Annotated in this window: 22 protein-coding genes; 15 read left to right on the forward strand and 7 right to left on the reverse strand. The window is 38.6% G+C overall.

The window, feature by feature from the left end; translation table 11 throughout:
* Positions 1-532 precede the first annotated feature (532 nt).
* The gene (gene sbcB, locus CWC17_RS08535) at positions 533-1,978 is read right to left on the reverse strand and encodes an exodeoxyribonuclease I (protein WP_138612602.1); all 1,446 of its coding nucleotides are present in this window, start codon (positions 1,976-1,978) and stop codon (positions 533-535) included.
* A gap of 318 nt (positions 1,979-2,296) precedes the next feature.
* Here sbcB and CWC17_RS08540 point away from each other — a divergent pair, with 318 nt between their 5' ends.
* From CWC17_RS08540 to CWC17_RS08575, 8 genes are all read left to right on the forward strand, one after another.
* Positions 2,297-2,704 (forward strand): hypothetical protein, encoded by a 408-nt coding sequence (locus CWC17_RS08540; protein ID WP_055015177.1) that lies wholly within the window; start codon positions 2,297-2,299, stop codon positions 2,702-2,704.
* A 148-nt stretch (positions 2,705-2,852) separates the two neighbouring features.
* Positions 2,853-4,109: a cation:proton antiporter gene (locus CWC17_RS08545; RefSeq protein ID WP_138612603.1), complete on the forward strand. Its 1,257-nt coding sequence runs from the start codon at positions 2,853-2,855 to the stop codon at positions 4,107-4,109.
* Positions 4,110-4,378: 269 nt separating this feature from the next.
* The gene (locus tag CWC17_RS08550) at positions 4,379-4,786 is read left to right on the forward strand and encodes a hypothetical protein (protein WP_055015175.1); all 408 of its coding nucleotides are present in this window, start codon (positions 4,379-4,381) and stop codon (positions 4,784-4,786) included.
* Positions 4,787-5,054: 268 nt separating this feature from the next.
* Positions 5,055-5,393, forward strand: a complete 339-nt coding sequence (locus tag CWC17_RS08555; RefSeq protein ID WP_138612604.1) for a methanolan biosynthesis protein EpsI — start codon at positions 5,055-5,057, stop codon at positions 5,391-5,393.
* Positions 5,386-6,729 carry an SPFH domain-containing protein gene (locus CWC17_RS08560; RefSeq protein ID WP_004587205.1) on the forward strand — a complete coding sequence of 448 codons (1,344 nt, stop codon included), beginning with the start codon at positions 5,386-5,388 and terminating at the stop codon, positions 6,727-6,729. The genes CWC17_RS08555 and CWC17_RS08560 overlap by 8 nt, the downstream gene beginning before the upstream one ends.
* Positions 6,730-6,953: 224 nt before the next feature.
* Positions 6,954-7,223, forward strand: a complete 270-nt coding sequence (locus CWC17_RS08565; protein ID WP_055015174.1) for a YrhK family protein — start codon at positions 6,954-6,956, stop codon at positions 7,221-7,223.
* A gap of 55 nt (positions 7,224-7,278) precedes the next feature.
* Positions 7,279-7,794, forward strand: coding sequence for a M23 family metallopeptidase (locus tag CWC17_RS08570; RefSeq protein WP_138612605.1), 516 nt, complete (start codon positions 7,279-7,281; stop codon positions 7,792-7,794).
* A gap of 237 nt (positions 7,795-8,031) precedes the next feature.
* Complete coding sequence (locus CWC17_RS08575; RefSeq protein ID WP_055015172.1) at positions 8,032-8,442, forward strand: hypothetical protein; 411 nt, start codon at positions 8,032-8,034, stop codon at positions 8,440-8,442.
* 74 nt (positions 8,443-8,516) lie between these two features.
* On the opposite strand, the gene CWC17_RS08580 is transcribed toward CWC17_RS08575, so the two are convergent.
* Positions 8,517-9,830 (reverse strand): S41 family peptidase, encoded by a 1,314-nt coding sequence (locus CWC17_RS08580; RefSeq protein ID WP_138612606.1) that lies wholly within the window; start codon positions 9,828-9,830, stop codon positions 8,517-8,519.
* A gap of 371 nt (positions 9,831-10,201) precedes the next feature.
* On the opposite strand from CWC17_RS08580, the gene CWC17_RS08585 reads away from it, so the two are divergent.
* The 7 genes from CWC17_RS08585 to CWC17_RS08615 all read left to right on the forward strand — a co-directional run bounded on the left by CWC17_RS08585 (position 10,202) and on the right by CWC17_RS08615 (position 17,709).
* Positions 10,202-13,333 (forward strand): pilus assembly protein, encoded by a 3,132-nt coding sequence (locus CWC17_RS08585; RefSeq protein ID WP_138612607.1) that lies wholly within the window; start codon positions 10,202-10,204, stop codon positions 13,331-13,333.
* Positions 13,334-13,806: 473 nt separating this feature from the next.
* Positions 13,807-14,463, forward strand: coding sequence for a hypothetical protein (locus CWC17_RS08590; RefSeq protein WP_249935910.1), 657 nt, complete (start codon positions 13,807-13,809; stop codon positions 14,461-14,463).
* Positions 14,460-15,146, forward strand: a complete 687-nt coding sequence (locus tag CWC17_RS08595) for a Crp/Fnr family transcriptional regulator (protein ID WP_138612608.1) — start codon at positions 14,460-14,462, stop codon at positions 15,144-15,146. The genes CWC17_RS08590 and CWC17_RS08595 overlap by 4 nt, the downstream gene beginning before the upstream one ends.
* Before the next feature lie 73 nt (positions 15,147-15,219).
* The gene (locus CWC17_RS08600; protein ID WP_138612609.1) at positions 15,220-15,723 is read left to right on the forward strand and encodes an Mpo1 family 2-hydroxy fatty acid dioxygenase; all 504 of its coding nucleotides are present in this window, start codon (positions 15,220-15,222) and stop codon (positions 15,721-15,723) included.
* A 58-nt stretch (positions 15,724-15,781) separates the two neighbouring features.
* Positions 15,782-16,573 carry an SDR family oxidoreductase gene (locus CWC17_RS08605; RefSeq protein ID WP_138612610.1) on the forward strand — a complete coding sequence of 264 codons (792 nt, stop codon included), beginning with the start codon at positions 15,782-15,784 and terminating at the stop codon, positions 16,571-16,573.
* Positions 16,574-16,634: 61 nt separating this feature from the next.
* On the forward strand, positions 16,635-17,225 hold the full coding sequence (locus CWC17_RS08610) for a DUF2238 domain-containing protein (protein ID WP_138612611.1): 591 nt from the start codon (positions 16,635-16,637) through the stop codon (positions 17,223-17,225).
* A gap of 31 nt (positions 17,226-17,256) precedes the next feature.
* Positions 17,257-17,709, forward strand: a complete 453-nt coding sequence (locus CWC17_RS08615; RefSeq protein WP_138612612.1) for a GNAT family N-acetyltransferase — start codon at positions 17,257-17,259, stop codon at positions 17,707-17,709.
* Between the two features lie 46 nt (positions 17,710-17,755).
* Here CWC17_RS08615 and CWC17_RS08620 read toward each other — a convergent pair whose 3' ends face one another.
* The 5 genes from CWC17_RS08620 to CWC17_RS08640 all read right to left on the reverse strand — a co-directional run bounded on the left by CWC17_RS08620 (position 17,756) and on the right by CWC17_RS08640 (position 20,564).
* Positions 17,756-18,094, reverse strand: a complete 339-nt coding sequence (locus CWC17_RS08620; protein ID WP_138612613.1) for a hypothetical protein — start codon at positions 18,092-18,094, stop codon at positions 17,756-17,758.
* A 118-nt stretch (positions 18,095-18,212) separates the two neighbouring features.
* Positions 18,213-18,980 carry a hypothetical protein gene (locus tag CWC17_RS08625; protein WP_138612614.1) on the reverse strand — a complete coding sequence of 256 codons (768 nt, stop codon included), beginning with the start codon at positions 18,978-18,980 and terminating at the stop codon, positions 18,213-18,215.
* A gap of 99 nt (positions 18,981-19,079) precedes the next feature.
* Entirely contained in the window at positions 19,080-19,514 is a 435-nt protein-coding gene (locus CWC17_RS08630) for a hypothetical protein (RefSeq protein WP_138612615.1), read from the reverse strand.
* Between the two features lie 38 nt (positions 19,515-19,552).
* Positions 19,553-19,960: a hypothetical protein gene (locus tag CWC17_RS08635; protein ID WP_138541276.1), complete on the reverse strand. Its 408-nt coding sequence runs from the start codon at positions 19,958-19,960 to the stop codon at positions 19,553-19,555.
* A gap of 115 nt (positions 19,961-20,075) precedes the next feature.
* Positions 20,076-20,564, reverse strand: coding sequence for a hypothetical protein (locus tag CWC17_RS08640; RefSeq protein WP_138612616.1), 489 nt, complete (start codon positions 20,562-20,564; stop codon positions 20,076-20,078).
* Positions 20,565-20,617: the final 53 nt, after the last annotated feature.

Below are 20,617 nucleotides of genomic sequence, written 5' to 3' on the forward strand. Positions count from 1 at the left end.
CAGGGTAGATATCGGGTTTAATTGTAGACCCCAAGCTTGCTTGCGTGACGGGCAAAGCCCGTAGAATGATTAATTCACAAAGAGGGTAAGAGGCGCTGCGCTTTTAGAGGAAGAGATTTATTAAAAACGATTAATGGCTTATGTATTCTCATTTGCTCCTCATTTGTTTCTCTTTGTGGATTATTTTTTAATTTAAAAATTTGCGCTTTTCACGTGAGCCAGCTCTACGCCTACCACCAAGGTGTAGGTATGGGTTTTACTTGTAGACGCCAAGCTTGCTTGCATGACGGGCAAAGCCCGTAAAATGATTAATTCACAAAGAGGGTAAGAGGCGCTGCGCTTTTTGAGAAAGAGATTAATTAAAAACGATTAATGGCTTATGTATTCTCATTTGCTCCTCTTTTGTTTCTCTTTGTGCAAGGATTTTTAGGCTTTGCTTATAGTAATGAAGTTATATAAAACAAAAAAACGCGATACTTTATTGCTAAAGCATCGCGTTTTAAAAGTGCTCTACAAACAAACTTAAAGCAAATTACATGCTTTGTGCGTAATTATATAAAGCCTTTAAAATGGTCAGGTTCTTTTCGCTGTCGTCGTGCTCATGGGCCAAGTTTTCAAGGGTGATCATAAAATCTTGTGCACTGATAGAAGGTTGATCTTCCCCGTGCATTAGCTTGTTTTGACAATACTGACGCCATTGGTCAAGTTCTTGTTGGTTTAGTGTTTCTGGCCAGTTTCGTGCACGGTATCTAAACAGTAATGTATTGAACTTTTTATCTTCAAAATCTAAATTTAAGCCAGCGAGTTCCTCTGGTTTAGCATCACGTATAATCGCAAATTTTGCTTTGTCGGCGTGGCTTGTAAAGCCATCGTAAAGTAGGTAATCAACGTTAGTGGTGGCACTGTAATCGCCTTTTTCGTTAAATACTTCAGTTACCTTATCGCGAAGCTCGGTATTGGCTTTTAAAATAGCTAAATTCGCGAGGCACTGCTCACGGTCAATTCCCAAACGGGCTGCATTTTCAGGCAATAACGTTTTAGCAGGCGCTAAAATAGGGCACTTATTTAAATGCACCAGTTTTAAACCAACAGGTAAATCACCCTCGGCTAAATCAATACGTTTTGTATATAAACGGGTGCGTAACTCTTCTACATTTAAATCAATGAGTACTTGCGGGCTTTGGGTTAAATCAAAACAAATAACCGCGTTTTTATTTACCGGGTGAAAGCTCATAGGCGCCACCCATGTGGTACAGCCCTGCATTGCAGGAATACGCGATGATGTATGCACTAGCGGCGTCATGTTAAATACATCTACTAACTCACCGAGCGCTTTTTTATTACGTAGCCCAAAAAAGAAGTTATACAGCTTTGGCTGTTTTTCTTTTATTAGTTTAGCCAGTGCAATAGTGGCGGTTACATCGCTTAGCGCATCGTGCGCAGCAGCGTGTTCAATACCATTTGCTACCGTTAAATGCTCAAGCTTAAAGCTTGGGCTACCGTCTTCTTTTAACGGCCATTCAATCCCCTCAGGTCGAAGTGCGTAACATGCACGTACTAAATCAATAATATCCCAGCGGCTATTATTGTTTTTATATTCACGCTCGTACGGGTCGTAAAAGTTACGATAAAAGCTATAACGGCTTACTTCGTCATCAAACCGAATACTGTTATAACCAGCCACACAGGTATTTGGCACACTAAATTCGGCATGAATTTTTGCAATAAACTCAGCTTCAACCAAACCTTTTTTCATCGCCACTTGTGGCGTAATACCCGTAATTAAACACGCCTCAGGGTGGGGCAAGTAATCCGCTTGCGGCTTACAATATTCAATAAGCGGCTCGCCAATTATATTTAAATCAAGATCGGTACGAATACCCGCAAACTGGCTCGGCTTATCCTTTTGAGGGCTCGCCCCCCATGTCTCATAATCGTGCCAGTAGATTGTTACTTGATTTTGCTCTTGATATGCCATGCTAAAAACCCTGAGTAGTTAACTTAAATGCGTCTAAATACGCGCCAAGTTACTAAAATAATGAATTATTTAGATTATGGCATATGGGCGAGGGAGTTTATAGGTTTGCGCTTGATAAGGGAGTTAAATTAGTGGGTGTTTACTAATTATACTTTATGCACTTGCTATGAATTGCTTACTAGTTTGGCATTAGACTAAAGTCTATAAGTTAATTTTATTCACTTATTGGTTTTGTTTTAATCGTTTGTCGTTTTTATTGTAATTCTCTAAAGTTCAGTTGTCGGCAACAAGCACGACTAACTCAACAGGAATATAATCATGAAAAGCTCACTTATCAAAACCATCGCTCTTGGCTCTTTATTAACTTGCTCAGCTGCTGTAATGGCTGATACAAGTGACTACAAATTAATGGTTATCGAACAAGCCACTGCACCACAGCCACTTGAGCAGTCATTTAACAGCTGTGCTCTTAATGTTAAATCTAAGAATTACGCTGAGGCTGAAGCAATTTGTACAAAAGCAATTGCACTATTAAAAGATGCAGATGGCCCTAAATTTAAAGTACGCCAACTTACGTCATTCGCGTTAAGTAACCGAGGGGTTGCGCGCTTAAAATCTAATAATGATACAGCAGCTATTGCTGATTTGTACGAGGCAGCGCAAATGTCTAACAGTACAATGGTATCTCACAATTTAACACTTGCTAAAGAAGAGCTTGCACTATAAAAAAGTGCTAAACATGCTTTAATTAAGCCTGTGTATAAAAAGCCCATGTTAAGTTTGTACTTAACATGGGCTTTTTACGTTACGGGGCTTAAAAGGGCAATGTAAAAAGTGAACACTAGTTGGTTTATACATATAAGAGAGCAAGACTATGGATGTCACGAGTACGTTGAGTATATTTGAAATCAGCGCGATTTTTTTTACAATAACCGCATTACTTGCTTATATTAATAACCGGTTTATTGGCTTGCCAACCACCATTGGAGTGATGGTTATCTCGCTTTTGGTATCTATTGCTGCGATATTTTTGGGCTTTTTAGGGTTTGATAAACTTATTGATTACGAAGTAAGCCTACTTGATCAACTCAATTTTACTCACGTTTTGCTCGATGGCATGCTCTCCATGCTGCTTTTTGCAGGGGCGCTGCACGTAAATGTAAGTGACTTAAGGCGTTATAAATTACCCATAGGTATTTTAGCGTGTGCCGGTACGCTAATTTCGACAGTTATTATTGCTGCTGCGTTATACCTTGTGGTGCCTTTATTAGGGTTTAACCTATCGTTCATATGGTGTTTATTATTTGGTGCGTTGATTTCGCCAACTGATCCCATCGCAGTAATGGGAATTTTACGCTCTGCGGGCGCCCCTAAAAGTATTGAAACTGTTATAGCGGGGGAGTCGTTATTTAATGATGGTATAGGCGTGGTCGTGTTTGCGCTTTTATTAGGCATTTTAACCAGTGGTGAAATACCTACTACTTATTCTGTTGCTCATACGCTCGCTGTTGAGGCGGGAGGCGGTATTGCATTTGGTTTAGTATTAGGGGGTGCTTTAAATTATTTATTAAAGGCGATAGATAGCTACCAAGAAGAAGTATTACTTACGCTAGCGGGTGTTATAGGCGGTTATGCATTGGCGAGCCTCTGGCACTTATCGGGACCACTTGCAATGGTTATGGTGGGGTTAATGGTGGGTAATCACGGCCGTAATTTAGCAATGAGTGATAAAACCCGTCACTATGTTGATTTGTTTTGGGAACTTATTGATGAAATTTTAAATGCCATTTTATTTGTGCTAATTGGCCTTGAGGTGGTGATGATTATGTACTCCGCTAATCTGCTGGTGGCGGGCGTTTTAACTATTTTTATTGCGCTAGGCGCACGCTTAATTGTGGTTGGCTTAACAACAAGTGTTTTTAATAAACAGCTTGAACTGCCCTGCGGTGCATGGAAAGTGTTAACCTGGGGAGGTTTACGTGGCGGGATCTCTGTGGCGCTTGTATTGCAGTTACCTGATGGAGCGCAGCGTAATATATTACTTGCTTTAACATATGCAGTAGTGGTTTTTTCAATTTTAGTGCAAGGCTTAAGCGTAGGAAAAGTCGCAACAAGCATAAAAGCTAAATAATTTTAACGCTTTATTTTTGTACAGTTTAGTGGCGTGTATGCATAGCCACTGCATACCACTTGTTTTAAAACTTTTTTCAAAACAAGCAGTAACTACACTAGTTTACATGCTGTTAAACATTTAAGTTTGTACGTATATTAGACTAAAGTCTATAGGTTAAATTTCTTCACTTATTGAGTTTGTTTTTCTCGTTTGTCGGTGCTGAGCTATTACTCTAAAGTTCAGTTGTCGGCAACAAGCGCGACTAACTTAATTAGGAAAGACAAACCATGAAACGTACACTTTTAAAAACCATCGCTCTTGGCTCATTACTAACTTGCTCAGCAGCTGTAATGGCTGATTCAAGTGACTACAAACTAATGGTTATTAAAACCGAAACTGCCCCGCAGCCTCTTGAACAGTCATTCAATAGCTGTGCGCTTAATGTTAAATCAAAAAACTACGCTCAAGCAGAAGAAATTTGTACTAAAGCCATTGCACTGTTGAAAGATGCACAAGGCCCTAAATTTAAGGTACGCCAGCTTACATCGTATGCGTTAAGTAATCGTGGTGTTGCACGCTTAAAAGCACATAACGATACCGCAGCATTAGCTGATTTATATGAAGCAGTACAAATTTCTGAAAACACATTAGTGTCTCATAACTTAACTCGTGCTAAAGAAGAGCTTGCCTTATAAAGCAATTTAATTAGCGAGAGTCACAAAAAAGCCCCTACCTATTTATATTAGGTAGGGGCTTTTTTGTGCGTGTAATAAAATTTTTTTATAAAACTCACATGTAAATTTAAAAGCGAGAAAGCCCGTTTTAGAAAGCTTTATTTTTGGAATTATTACTTTATACCTGTTTTTTATACGAGGTTTCTGTAAAATTAATGAGTTAACATTTGTTATTGATTTATAACACCTGTTATTGACGTAATCATTCAACTAAATATAAGCAGGTTATATGATTTTCTATATTGTCGGGTTGAGTACATTGGTTATTATTTTGTGTTTAGCTATTTATGTTATTTATAGCAATATACGCAAAAACCGAGTAAGAAAAACTAAGGAATACAATGTGCTGTTTGATAAAGACACCATTGTAGATGAGCTTATTACTCAACTTACGGATAAAAACCAAGCCCAAGCAGATAAATATAAAAAAATAAAAGGCAAAGAAGAGATCCTTGCAACATTTATAGAATTGCATCGCTCAGGTAGTTTTTGTGCGCATTTAAGCGAGCAAGAAATTATTTACTTTGTTAAGAAAAAACTAAACATGGAGAGTAATGAAAATGGATAGCGATAAAAAAGCGGTTCCAGAAGAAAAGTCACAATCATTTATAGGTCGTTTTGGTCGCCGAAATGTCATTTTAGTAACATCAATAGTGGTTGTGCTGGCTGTTATAGCAACACTTACTTCACAAGTTATTTCTTGGAACGAAGCTGACGAGCGTTTAGTTCATCAATCGGCGTTTACCGGAAAGTTAACGGTTATTAACCAAGCTGGCCCATACTTAAAAGCATTTGGCACTACATCTGCTTATAAAAAGGTTATATCGATTAACTTTACGGGTGACGAAAACGCGACTGCGAGTGCAATTGTACCTCTTATTCCAATACGCTTTTTGGATACAACAACCGGTGGTGCACGTGGTGTATCGCGCTTTAGGTTGCCAGGCAATGTACCAGCCACTGAAAAAGGTGAATTACGTGGATTACTAAAAATACACGAAGAGTTTGGTTCGCAAGATACGCTTATATCTAATTTACTTATGCGTGCTACTACAGAAAACGTTAAAGCGTCGGCGCGTATGATGTCGGTTGAGCAGCATTATTCTGGTGGAAACGGGCAACTTAGCCAAGACTTCTCTGATCAACTTACTAATGGTATTTTTGTTACTGAGCAAATAATCAGCAGCGGTGAGCGGGATAAAAGCGATGAACTAGGTAGTTTAAGTAAACAGCAGCGTGTAACGGTAAATATTAAATCTGATAAAGAGGGTAAACCGCTGCGTAATGCGCCGATTTTAGGTGCGTATGGTATTACTGTTGTAGATGCAAGTATTATTGATATTGACTACGAAAGTAAAGTAAACGCGCGCTTAGAAGCGCAAAAGCAAGCAGCTGCAGATGAAGCCTTGGCACGTCAAAATCTTAAAAAAGCAGAGCAACAAGCGCGTACAGAAGTTGCCTTAGGCGAACAAGCAATAGCAAAGCAGCGGGCAGAGTCTGAAAAGCTTAAAATTAAAGAGCAAATCGATGCCGAGCGTATTAAAGCGAATGCTATTATTTCTGCGCAGCAACGTGTAGCTGTAAAAGCTGAGTTGGCTAAAGAGCAAGAAGAGATATTAAAGCAACAGCGTTTAGAAGCACTAGGCATGGATGTGTTAGCTGAGGCACGCTTACGTGCCAAATCAGCTGCGCTTGATCCTAAATATGTGTTTGATGAAACATTAAAAGCTGAGGTGAAAATTCAAACTGCTTTATTCAATAGTTTAGGTAAAAGTCGTTTAGTGCCTGAAATTGTAATAGGTGCAGGGCAAGGCGAACAAAGCAATGGTTCTGAATTTATGCGATTATTAGCGGCAGATGCGGCTTTAAGTCTTAAAAAACGTTTAGAAAAAGACCAAAAATAAACAATTAAATATACAAGCAATAGTGAGTTTTTAGCTATAAAGACTCTACACCAATAAAAACGCTGGCTGATATATCAGGCAGCGTTTTTATTGTGTGTTTTTTGCTATTGTATTATGCAGATAAGCCTATACCAATGCGTAATAATACTTAATTAAGCGAATTGGTATTAGATGCTAGTGAAAACAGTTTTTTAATTACACAGTAAAAAGAGGGAGTAGTATTGATGGGCTCTAGCAAAAATCAGCTTAATTTAGACTTAGGACAAGAGCATATTACTATCCAACGCCGTTATGAAGCATTGGGCGCAGTTAACGACTTTTTAATTGCGGTGTGGTTTTTAATTGGTAGTTTTTTCTTTTTAAATGAGTCATTAATTGAAAGCGGTACCTGGCTTTTTATAGCGGGCAGTGCGCAATTAATTATAAAGCCTGTATTAAAATTAATGAGTTTAGTTCACGTTAAAAAAGTGTTTCATTCTAATAATACTCACTAGGCGTTAAGGTATTGTCATTAATAATTTAATGACTATTTGCAACAAAGGGAATGCAATGAGAGTCTTAAAGTGGACTTTGGGCGCAGTTTTAATTTTATTAATAGCGGGTTTACTCATTCCTGAGAAGCTAGTAATTCCTGTGCAAGACGCTACAAGTAAGGATTGGAATCACAATACATTTTGGTATGCGCCATGGGGGTGCTCTGGTGTGCATAAAGGCATTGATATTTTTGGCGCTAAAAACACGCCTGTGGTTGCTGCAACAAGCGGTATTGTTATTTTTTCAGGCGAACTAAACCAAGGTGGCAAAGTGGTTGCGGTATTAGGTGCAAAATGGCGCGTGCACTATTTTGCACATTTAAATGACTACCATGTAGGTGCAGGGGATGTAGTTAACATAAACAGTCAAATTGGCTTACTGGGTGATACCGGTAATGCTGCAGGAAAGCAACCTCATGTGCATTATTCTATACTATCGCTTGTGCCTATACCGTGGCTTTATACAACACAAAGCCAAGGGTGGAGAAAAATGTTTTTTTTAAACCCGCATAAAAAATTGATTGCTCACTAACCCAGTTTTACTTATAGCTGGGCCTTTACCAAATTAACTGCCAGCGTAGTTAAATCACTTGTTTTGCTGTATTTTTGAGAGTGAAAGAAACGCTATTTACAGCAGGTATTAGACTAAAGTCTATAAGTTAGATTTTCTCACTTATTAGGTTTGTTTTTATCGTTTGTCGCTGTAACCAAAATTATCTAAAGTTAAGTTGTCGCCAACAAGTACGACTAACCAAACAGGAAGATAATCATGAAACGTACACTTTTAAAAACCATCGCTCTTGGCTCATTCTTAACTTGTTCAGCTGCTGCAATGGCTGATCAAAGTGACTACAAATTAATGGTTATTGAAGATTCTGTAACCGCAGCGCCGGAGTTTGAACAGCCATTTAATAGCTGTGCACTTAATGTAGAGTCTAAAAACTACACAGAAGCGGAAGCCATTTGTACACAAGCAATAGCCTTATTAAAAGAAAGCCGTGGCCCACGTTTAAAAGTACGCGAACTTACATCGTTTGCATTAAGTAACCGTGGTGTAGCCCGCATGATGGCCAAAAAAGACACCGCAGGCCTTTCAGATTTATACGAAGCGTACCAAATCTCTAAAAACTCACTGGTATCTCATAATTTAACGCGCGCTAAAGAAGATTTATCTTTATAAAACCATTATAGCGCGATAAAAAAGCCGATGAAAGGACAACCCTGCATCGGCTTTTTTGTACTCAATTAAAAGTGTTATAGCGTGTTTTTATCGAATAGGCCAAAACTGTTATAAATCGATTTTTGTTTGGGCAATTGGCTTGTTTGAGTTGTTGAGCAACTATTATTAGTTAATAAGTATAGCGCCTCGCTTAGAAGAGGGTCTTTGGTATCGCCCCAATCAGAATTAATTGTATCTTCGGCGTAACAATCTGCAGGTAAACCATCAAAGTAATCACCATAACCAGCTGAGTTAGTCATTTTAAAGTTTATTGCAAACACAACGTGGTCACAAAGTTGATTAATATCCATGCCAACAGGCTTTCCTCCTGTGCTTGTGCCAACTACCTGAACATCAATGTAAGGTTCTAGCGCATTTATTATCACTTCGCTAGCAGACAATGTTTGTTCAGTGGTAAGTATTACTACACGAGGTAAATTAAGGCGTGGTTGGTTATTATTCAACTCAAAATCTACGCTGTTAGTTTCACGGTTTTTATTATATTCGTAATTAAACATAGGCTTGCCAAGCACGTTCTCAGCAGCAATTTGGCTTGCTAGCTGTTTAGCTACATTAAGGTAACCGCCGCCGTTGTAGCGTAAATCAAGTACTAGCTCTGAAACGTCCTCTTGTTCGAATAACAAAAATGCGTCATCTAAGTCTTGTGCACTGCGTTCAATAAAGCTATTAAAGGCCAAGTAGCCAACCTTACCTGTGTTAGATTCTAAAATGCGGGCATCTAGTACAGTGTTTGTGGTAACTGTGGCGCGTGCCATACTGCCGGTTTGTTCTTCGCCGTTTAAATCTATCCATGTTACGTCTACTGTATAGCCTTCTTCTTCAGGCCCCAATAAGACATCGTAGTCAAACGTATTGTTGGTTATTGCTTCTTCAATATTTATACCATTCATTATGGTGATTAATGAGCCTCTGGTTAACCCCATAGCTGCCGCGTTACCATTGTCAAATACATACTTTACAAGAAGACCGTTAGACTCTATTTTGTTTGCTAAACCATAACCAAAATAACTCGCGTTAAGGTATCGGTCTTCATATTCTTGCGCGGTGACTACATAACTGTATTTATCTAATTCTACTTGCGATTTAACTTCGGTCATTAAATCGCTTAATGAATCAAATGTAGATGGGTTTGTTGAGGTATTTAGCTGCTCACTCCAAAGGTAATCTGTTTGAAGGTAGTCCCAAAGGGCTTCGTTTTGTGCGGTTTGACTAGCGCATACTGCAGGGTCGGAACTTATAGCATTGCCTTCGTTTTCTGAGGAACCCCCACATGCACAGAGTAATAAAATTGAGCTAGATAAAATTATATTTTTTGTTTTTTTAATCATGACAATCCTTGTAAGTTTTGGGTTAATTAACAAACCTACAACACTAATGCCTTTATGGCAACACGTAACTATTGTGTAAATTATTGAGTTTATTATCGCTTTTATAAGATTAATTTTTTAAAAAAGCGAGAGGTTTTACTAAAGGCTGTGCATATATAAATATGTTAAGAGTATTAAATTTCTTTATATTTGCGGCTATTTTCATTAAAGTACCTAAAATAACGAATTCAGTTAATATTAATTTTTGTAAACAAGCTTGTGTTTAATGACATTTAGCTGTTTTGTGCATGTTCTAATTAAAACTAAAAATAAATAAGTAATTGCACTTTGAATGGAACTGCGTGATTTTAGCGCAGATAAAAGGATTTAAAATGAAACTCAACTTCAATCGCATTGTTGCCTCTTTTGTTGCAGCAACTATTAGCCTCTCTGTAACTGCTGAAGATATAGAGCTGTACGTTAACCATAACGTAGAAACCGATGAAAACCCCCGCGTAGTGATTATTTTTGATACCTCCGGAAGTATGGGAAGTAAACTTCCTAACAACGGGCCTAAAAAAATAGATGCGGCTAAAGATGCCATGACCCAACTAGTCAACGATAATAACACCATCGACTTTGGATTAATGCGCTTTAATGGTGACCACGGGGGCTATGTTATGGCTGGCTTGGGTTCATCACATGACACTATTTTGTGGCAGATAAATAAGCTTCCTGCCAGTGGTAATACCCCAGTTACAGAAACCCTCTGGGAAGCCTACCTATACATGACAGGGCAAACCGTTTGGTATGGACAAAATACTAATCAACGAGACTTTAGCGTAGAGACCAATGATAACCCCTTAACGCCACCGGACTATATATCACCTTTTAAACAAAAGTATGGAGCAGCGGAGCGCTGTGATAACTCTATAAATTTAATTTTAATGACCGACGGCGACCCGACTCAGGATAATAACCGTAATAACGATATTAAAGATTTATACAAACAAAAATTTGGTTACAACCCCAGTAAAACAAGTAGTAGTTATTTAGCGGCTCTAGCCCAAATTATTCATGGTACAAAAGATGTTGAAATAGATCTATACGAAAACACACCCGAGGTGGCAGACACAGGACGCGTATTTACTATAGGCTTTGGTAGTGGCATGAGCAGTAAAGGTAAAACGCTGCTTGAAAAAACCGCTGAACTTGGTGGAGGCGAGTATCTTCACGCAGATACCTCAGCAGAGCTCTCCGAAGCATTAAATAATACTATTTCTAGAATACGTGAAGTAAACGATAGCTTTTCATCGCCTACGGTTGCCAGTAATAACGTTGACCAAACCCGCAGCCGAGACGCAATTTATTTTGCAATGTTTTATCCTGAAACAGGCGCTCGTTGGGGCGGGAATTTAAAAAAACTAGCTATGTCGGGCTCTACCATTGTTGACTCAACAGGTAATGAGGCAATAGGTGACGATGGCTTAATTAAAGAAGACGCTCGCACGTTTTGGCTACCCTCAAATAAACCGGCCGATGGTAATTTAGTCGCACAAGGGGGCGTAAACTACTTACTTTCAAGTTTAGATTCACAAAGCCGTAAGCTGTATATAGATTCAGGCGGCAAAATTGTTGATTTTACCTTTGATAGAGTAAAAGAAATTTTAAATATAGTGTCAGATGCCATCGGGGGCATCATACCAGGTACTGATATTGCTATCTCGAGCACTGATATTAGCTGGGCAAGAGGCATGGATGTAGATAACGAAGATGGTGATGCCTCATCAGTAGATCAGCGTGCTAATATTTTTGGTGATCCTTTGCACTCTAAGCCGGTATCTATTGATTATGGTGATGGCAACATACGTATTTTAGTGGGTACTAATGCTGGCTTTTTACACATGTTTAACGATAAAGGTGACAGCATTGAAGAAGAGTGGGCGTTTATACCTGCTGAGCTTTTAAAAAATATACCTGCACTTCGTACCAATCAAGCCAATACCAAAGTGTATGGTATGGATGGGCCCATTAGTGTGTTTTTTAACAATAAAAGTTTAAACAGTGACGGCTTAAATGAGGGCGTAATAGATGCCACTAAAGGTGATGAAGTATGGGCATTTGCTGGTATGCGTCGTGGGGGGGAAAACTATTACGCACTTGATATTAGCTCACCAGATAAACCAAAACAGTTATGGAATAAACCTATTGTTGGTGGCTCGCAAGGGTTTGAATACTTGGCTCAAACCTGGTCTAAACCGCAAATAGCCTATATTAAGGCGTTTGGCGATGAGCCTTTACTGGTATTTGGTGGCGGATACGATACAAACAAAGACAACGCAATTCGTAGTGAGGATGACTCTGGTACAGCCATTTACATTGTTAAAGCTAAAACCGGTGAAAGAGTATGGGCATTAACACCCGATGATAACAATTTTCAAGGTAAGCACAGTATAGCTGCCGATATAGCAACGCTTGACTCCGATTACGATGGCTATATTGACCGTTTATATGCCACTGATACTGGGGGGAACATTTGGCGTGTTGATATGCCAGGTGCTGACAAAAATAGTTTTTCTCATTACAAATTAGCAGAGCTTGGCAGTTCATTAGCAACGCAAGACCGACGCTTTTTTTATAAGCCATTAGTAGCACGAACTATGTTTAGTAAAGTAAGTAAAACGAGCTATGGTGGTGAGGAAATAACCACACGGTTAGACACACCTTACGATGCAATTGTGATAGGCAGTGGTAATCGCTCAAACCCGCTTGCAACCAATGAGCAAGATCACCTTTACATGATTCGTGATGAGCAAACCGTGACTCAAACCTTCGATTCACAAAATACACCAGAGCCCATACTGCCAGGTGATTTAATGCTTATGAATGACGACCCATTTGGTAATGCACTAGATAATGTTGATGAGTTTGTAGAACTTGAAGCCGATTTAGCTGGCTTTAAAGGGTGGCGATATGAGCTAAGTAATGGCGAAAAATCATTGGCTGCAGCCACCGTGGTAGGAGGCGTAGCTTATTATACATCGTTTACACCTGCTCTGGAGTCTGATAAAAATCAGTGCTCTTTAACGGGGGGCGGAGGTGCAATGTACGCTTTTCATTTACACTATGGCACAAAAGTGTACGACCAACTTAAATTTACTACCAGCTACGATGTACCCGATACCGCTCAGTTGTATTTTGGTGAAGGCGCCTCATGTATAGATGCTAACAATAATGGATTATGTGATGTGCCAACACCTGATGATGGTATCCCAGGTGATGGCTACGAGTACGAAGAAACAGTACCTGTTAGCCAAGTGAGCCAGTTTTATTTAATTGGCCCGAGCCTTACTGGTGAAGGCGCAGTAAACCCAATCAAACCGCCTGAAATTAACGGACCAGGGCTAACTGTTGTTGATGGTAAAGTGAAACTTGTAAATGACAGCGATACATTAGGTTTTGGCTTCAAAACACAGCAAACTTATATCTACAAGCGTGAAGAAAACGACTCGTCGTCTGATTAGGTTATCTTAAGCTTTAAGATTACGTGTTGTTATTATTTACTGCGCATGCCTTTAAAAGGCATGCGCTAACTTACTCGCTAATACGACTAGAGCCCAAAATAAACCTTGCTACGTTAAAGTGTTCTGATTAAGAAAGATCACCGCAGCGCCTTCTATCTCAAATAAATTACCTACCACAGCCTGTGGCTATAAATAAAAGCCCAGCTCTTAGCCGCTACTAAATTGCGTTAGCTCATAAAAAAAGCGCATTATCCTAATATTAAAAATAGATATACGTATGTCAGCTTGTTTATGAATTGAACGTAAATAAACCGGTTTATGTGTAAACGAATATTAAATAAGTCACTAAATAGTAAAGCAATATTTGCATAACATGACTAAAAAAATGTTTTATAAAACTTACCAATTTTAATGGTTGCTAGTGCTTAATTTTGCCGCTATTTTAAGGTTAAGTTGTATTAGATGGAATTAGTATGAGTTTCAAATTGATCTCTTTTTGCTATTGTATTCCCGTACTCTTTTTAAATGGTTGCGATGAGGAAGTGAGTTTATTTAGTAGCAGTAAAACACCGTTAGTGGCTAAAAAAGAAAACGCTAATTTACCGGTGGCTGCTATAGAAAAACAGCAACTTGCTGTAGAAGGCCTAATAGAGGGAGTTGTACCAAGTCATTGTAAACGCGGGGAAACAGCCTATATAAATGCTAAAATGCAAAAGGTGATACGAAACCCAACCGCAAAAGTGACTTATACACTAAAACCCACTGACAATATTTTGTCTGTGTGTGTGGCTAATGATAACTCGGCTATTACTTATCGTTATGGCACGGAGCAAAAAATTGGCCTAGAGTACACTGCCACAGCAGCGCAGCCATTTGGTAGCTACTATCGCCAAATAGGAAAAATAGGCGAAAGCATTTTGTTTTTTAACAAAGGCAATTACTATTACTACATTATTAATGCTGGTGGTATGGGCAGTGGTGTTACAGTGAATGTATATAAAAATAAAACGCTTATAGGGGAGTTTTTCTCCGGTAATGAAGCCTATAACGATTTTGTTATTGCCAGTAATTTAGATCTACCAAAGTCGTTAGCTAAAGAGCTAAAACCACATATAAACACAATGCAATGAAAGAACTTAGCAAAGCACAGTGTCACATTATTGAACAAGGGCAGTGGTTTTCTGGCCGAGATGCACACTTAAAACAATTTTTACTAAGCCACGCAAAATGTTTAAGCCTAAGCGCGCACCAATCGCTTTTTTTACGAGGTGATAAACACGACGGTATTTATGCTGTATTAAGTGGTGTGGTGCGTATTAGCGGGGTAAGTAATAATGGTAAAGAAGCTGTTTTAAGCTTTATTGATGCCTCGCTGTGGTTTGGTGAAGTCACTTTATTTGACCGCGGAGTGCGTACCCACGATGTTTACGCCCAAACCGATGTAACACTGTGTTTTATTGGGCAACGTGCACTTGAGCAATTGTTAAAACAATATCCGCATTATTGGCAAGACTTTGGGTTACTCCTTGCCCAAAAATTGCGGGTTATGTTTACTAGCATGGAAGATCACGCACTATTAAGCGCCGAGCAACGTGTAGCAAAACGCTTACTCATATTGTGTGCACACTTAGCGCAAAGTAATGGCCATACGTTTACTTTATCTCAGCAACAATTGGCTGATATGACATACCTTACACGGCAAACCGCCAATCAAATCCTCAAAAAATTAGCAAAGCAGCAACTCATCGAACTTGGCTATAACAAAGTAACCATTTTAAACCAATCAGCTTTAGAGCAACTTTGTAGCCAGTAAATGTCGGCAACCCGACAGAGTCATATTTTAAAAGCCTGATATAGTGTAAAAAAACACAATAAAAGGCACACACATGAAAACCCTACAGCAACAACTTGGTACATACGGTTTGTACCATCGCTCTAAACGTAACGTCTTAACTCATTTTTTTGGCATTCCGCTTATTGTATTTGCCGTGCTGTGCTTGTTAGCACGTATTCAAATACCCATTGGCAGCTTAATTATTGATGGTGCGCAGCTTTTTGTTTTTGCAAGCGTGGTGTATTACTTAATGCTGAGCGTGTCGCTTGGCTTAATAATGGGTGTTTTGTTTACCTTATTACTTTTAGCGGCGCAGCCAATCGCTGCAATGACTTTTTGGCCTTGGTTAAGTATTGGCGCTGGCGTATTTGTATTTGGTTGGGTATTACAGTTTATTGGCCATTATTATGAAGGTAAAAAGCCCGCGTTTGTGGATGATTTAATCGGTTTAATTATTGGCCCTTTATATGTAACCGTTGAACTTTTATTCTTAATGGGTTTTTATAAAACCTTAGAAGATGAAGTTAACGCCATAGCCGGCCCAACTAAAGCATAATAATAAGCGACTTAATACAATAAGTATTAGCACCAGAGAACATAAAGGTAAATAACGCATGGATTATAAAAATAAAACCGTATGGATCACTGGTGCATCATCAGGTATTGGTAAAGAGCTCGCAACTCAGTTTGCCCAGCTTGGGGCTAACGTTATTTTATCCGCCAGAAGCGTTGATAAACTTAACAAACTAAAGCAAAGCTTACACGGCGATGGCCACATTGTACTGCCACTTGATTTGTCAGCACCGGAGGCTGTTTTGGATCAGGTTACTAATTTACTCGAGACATTACCTGCTATCGATATTTTAATTAATAACGGCGGGGTGTCGCAGCGCAGCCTATTTTTAGAAAACGACTTTAATGTTTACCGCCAATTGATGGAGGTTAACTACTTTGGCCTCATTGCACTTACCAAGGCGGTAGCGCCTAGTATGGTAGCAAGGCAAAGCGGTTCAATCGTCTCTATTAGTAGTGTTGCGGGTAAAGTAGGCTCTAAATTTAGAACGGGCTATTCAGGCTCTAAATATGCGGTAGTGGGCTTTATGGATTGCCTGCGTGCAGAGCTTGCAGAGCATAACATTCATTGCTTAACTATTTGCCCCGGCTCTATTAAAACCGCCATTGCACATAATTCGTTAAACGAGCAAGGCATAGCGCAAAACAAGCCAGAGCACTCAATAGAAAATGGCATGGATGTAAGTGTAGCTGCTAAAAAAATGATCCTCGCAATTGGTAATAAAAAAGACGAAGTGATTGTTGGCAAAGGCTTAAGCGGCTGGGCACCGACCATTAAACGGTTTTTTCCTCGCTTATTTAATCGATTAACCGCTAAAACAAACTATAGGTAGCAACGGGCGATTTAGAGATATAAAATGCTGTAAATTCAATCAATTTAGACAAGGATTCTAAATGAAGTATTTATGGCTTGGCCTGTTTTTTATTGTATTAATTTGGTCCGGAATTAACCCAAAAGATCAGTTTACTTGGCTGCTTGAAGTTATCCCCGCAATAATTGGTTTAGTACTTATGACAAGCAGCTATAAGCATTTTAAACTCACCCCCATTTTATATGGCTTTATATTAGCGCATTGCATTGTGCTAATGGTTGGCGGACATTACACCTACGCGGAAGTTCCTTGGTTTGATAACTTATTTGGCAGTGAGCGTAACAACTACGACAAAGTAGGGCACTTTTTTCAAGGGTTTGTGCCTGCATTATTAGCGCGTGAAATATTACTACGCAAAAACGTAGTAAATGGTAAAGGTTGGTTAAATGTGTTTGTTGTATCGATATGTTTAGCGTTTAGTGCTTTTTACGAACTAATAGAGTGGTGTGTTGCAGTATTAAGCGGTGAAAACGCAGAAGCATTTTTAGGTACGCAAGGCTACGTATGGGATACTCAGTCTGATATGGGAATTGCGTTACTTGGGGCTATTTGCTCGGTATTGCTGCTTTCAAAAGTACACGATAAACAACTAAAAAATGTTAAAGATTATTGATTCAAATTTTATGATAAAAAGACAATAAGTTATGACTGTAAATACCCGCAATTTCACGATAAGCACAGATAAAACCAAGCTTAACATGAGCGTTATTTATAACTTTATTGCTAATAGCTATTGGGCTAAAGGAATACCCAAAAGCGTGATGCAAAAAGCGATTGATAACTCAATGTGTTTTGGTGTTTACAACGCTGATAACGAGCAAGTAGGCTTTGCCCGCGTAGTAACCGACAACGCCACTTTTGCCTATTTGGCTGATGTATTTATTATCCCAAATTTGCAAGGTAATGGTCTGAGCAAGTTACTTGTTAAAACGATAGTAGAGCACCCTGAGCTGCAAGGGCTTAGGCGTTTTTTATTAGCCACTTCTGATGCCCATGGCCTGTATGCGCAATACGGGTTTAAACCGATAGATAATCCAGCACTGCTAATGCAAATTAATCCTGCAAATGTGTATGAGGGAAATACTAGAGAGGTTTAGTAAATTGGGGAAGGGCAATGTCTATGTAAGTAATATGTTAGACATTTTATGGACCCCAGTAGTCAAAATAATAAGTAGTGCCTTTTTGGATAGTAATTCCCATCCATCCTCCACACTCAATTATATGCACCCCAGGTTTCACTTCTCCTTTAGCGTTCAAACCATATGGCCACTCTTTTTTATCTACGAGCAAAGGTCCGCAATTGCCACCATTATTATCTTCAATTACCAAATAAGTTTTACCGTCAAGTGAGGTTTTATATCGACCTCTAAGCTCGTGGGTAGCGTCATCATCACCGTTTAAAATATGTATGGTAAAAAGAGTTATAACTGCAAGAAGCATTATAAGAAATATTATTAGCAGAAACTTTACGAATTTAATCATCCTTGATGCCTAACACCTCTTTAAGACGCAAAAAAATAGTTGGCTATAATTGTGAAGCGAAGTGTAACGTAGCCAACGGTCTTTATTCCATTTAAAGTTCAAATTAGCTGTGGTTTTCTTAATCAGTGTCATGTATTTGGAGTAAAAGCATTGCCTTCAAATAATCTTTAATTTCATTGAAGAGTAGAATAATACCTGCAATTGTTTTTAATAGAATGTCATGACCGAACTTTTTACCATTACCACCAAACCCAATACCGTCATCCCATGTTTGCATAACAAGCATAGAGCTACCAATGTTAGGGTGAACAAGGTCACAAAAAAGGTCGTATAATATTTCTACACTACCTTTATCTTTTGACCACTTTTGTATGCATGTTAATGTGTTGACCTGAGATAAATCATTTGTAGATTTATTTTTAGTCATCAAACTTTCGAAGTCACCAGCAAAAAAAGCTTTCCAATCAAAACGCCCCGATCGAAGGAATCGATCAAAAAGACCATTTATTCCACGTAGATTTTCAATCTGTCCACTTTCTACAGCTTTGTCTATCGATGGTTTTAATGCATTTTTAAAGTAGTATCGCATTGTGGCTGCATGTTCAATGATAGAGCGACCAAGCATTCCATAAATTAAATAATGTTCTTCATTAATGCTATTTACCAGACCAGTATACAACTCATCAAACTTGTTTACATAACATGACCATAGTAGATCTAACTGGTTATTTAGGAGTTCTATTTCACTATTGGGATTTGAATTCCAAATATGCCTTTGTTTAGATTGCTCGTAAATGGCTTTAATCGCTACTTCAAAGTTTTTGAGTAACTCCGCGTGTTTGTCTGGTAGCGAGTCAATGATTTCTTGTTTGAACTTTAAATCCATAGATAATTAATACTCTTTACATGAGGAACAGCTAACGCCTCGTTAAGAAGAAAATAATATGTTGGCTAAAATAAGCGACGCAGGAGCAAAAGCCAACTGTTACTTGTCCTGCTTTAATGACTTGATATAAGGCGGTTCCGCCGCATATTGCTGATACTTTATTACAAACTCTTTTGCTTGAGCTAGAGTCTCAGGATAAGGCACACTGTCATAGCTATTTTTAATTGTCCGAATTTTTTGGAATACAAAGCCATGTTCAATTAAATACTCAACTTTTTTCCATTGAGCTGTATCTGAATTTTTAGGCGGTTTGAAGTGACGCCCCAAGTTAACAGCTACACCTTTACAAACAGGACACTCTATAGTTCTAGGGTAATCGCATGGAGCAAGATTAAATTGGCGCATATTCGACGTTTTACAGTTACAACAAGCAAAAGACATTGAATACACTGGGCTTTGAACTTTAACCTGAGGCTTAGGTAGATCTCGATAACCAGCCTTTCTTCGAAGCTCCATCCTTGATTGTTTATCCATACCTATTTACGCCCTTTGGTTAAAGCGTTTGTTAGTACTCATTTTGTACGATACCAGTAAAGCAGAGCCGATATACTACCGACAATAGCTATTGGTATAAATATAATTACCATTGAAAAATCTAAATTTTGAAAGCCAAAACCGAACACAATGCCCAAACATATTGCAGCAACAAAACTGCATGCTACTATTGAGAATAAAAACGATACCATAACTCTTAGGAAATAATTTATTTCTATCATTTCAATAGAGTGCCTGAAAATATAAAAACCTAAAGTAAACGCTAATATTGCTACTGGCACCCCAAAAAATAGTGTTTTAACGAAGAATCTTAAGCTATATAAAAGCCCATTGCCGTCATTAAAGTTCAATACCGGCACAATAACTAAAAACATAAATAAATACACATATATGATTGAGCTAACATATTTAGATTTATCGAGCATAGTTGCCTTTGAGTACTAACGCTTGCCTAACCGGCGCGAAATAGCAGGCTAAGATTAGCGACGAAGGAGCGCAAGCCTGCTGTTTTGCGTCCTTTGGTTTAGGCACTTGTTATATTTACCTTTTCCCCAATGCCCGATTTACAGCTTCTTGTATATGTGGTGGGGTGTTCACTGGGCACCTTTCTCTGATTATTGCTTCGATTGCACCTCTAAAAGCCTTGGACAAATTAATAATGTCTGTGCCGATAGAAACAACATTTACAGGCTCAAACGTGTATCGAGCATGAGTAAAAAGGTTCTTATATCGTTTTAATTCCGACTCAATGTCGAGATTTATAAGCTTTTCTTTTAACACTGTTTTATCAGAGTCATCTATTTCTGAATACAGTTTAAGGAGATCATGTCCTTTTTTAACCTTTTTATGTCCCTCATATCCGTCGACTTTATCTTGCGTGACTAAGAAAGACTTTAAATAGATTTCAATCGATAGTGCTGCATTTATAGCGGCAACCCAGAGACAACCATCGGTTTTAGACAATACTACAGCCGCATCTTGATATTGGTTCGCTGAAGAAAAAACCCTTTTGTTAGGGACTTGCCTCATAACTTTCCTCTGTAAATATAACGCCCACTTAAGAGGACAAAAATTGTTGGCTA

Origin of the sequence: Pseudoalteromonas sp. S3785, from assembly GCF_005887365.1 — a bacterium.
In the GTDB taxonomy this organism is placed as follows: domain Bacteria; phylum Pseudomonadota; class Gammaproteobacteria; order Enterobacterales; family Alteromonadaceae; genus Pseudoalteromonas.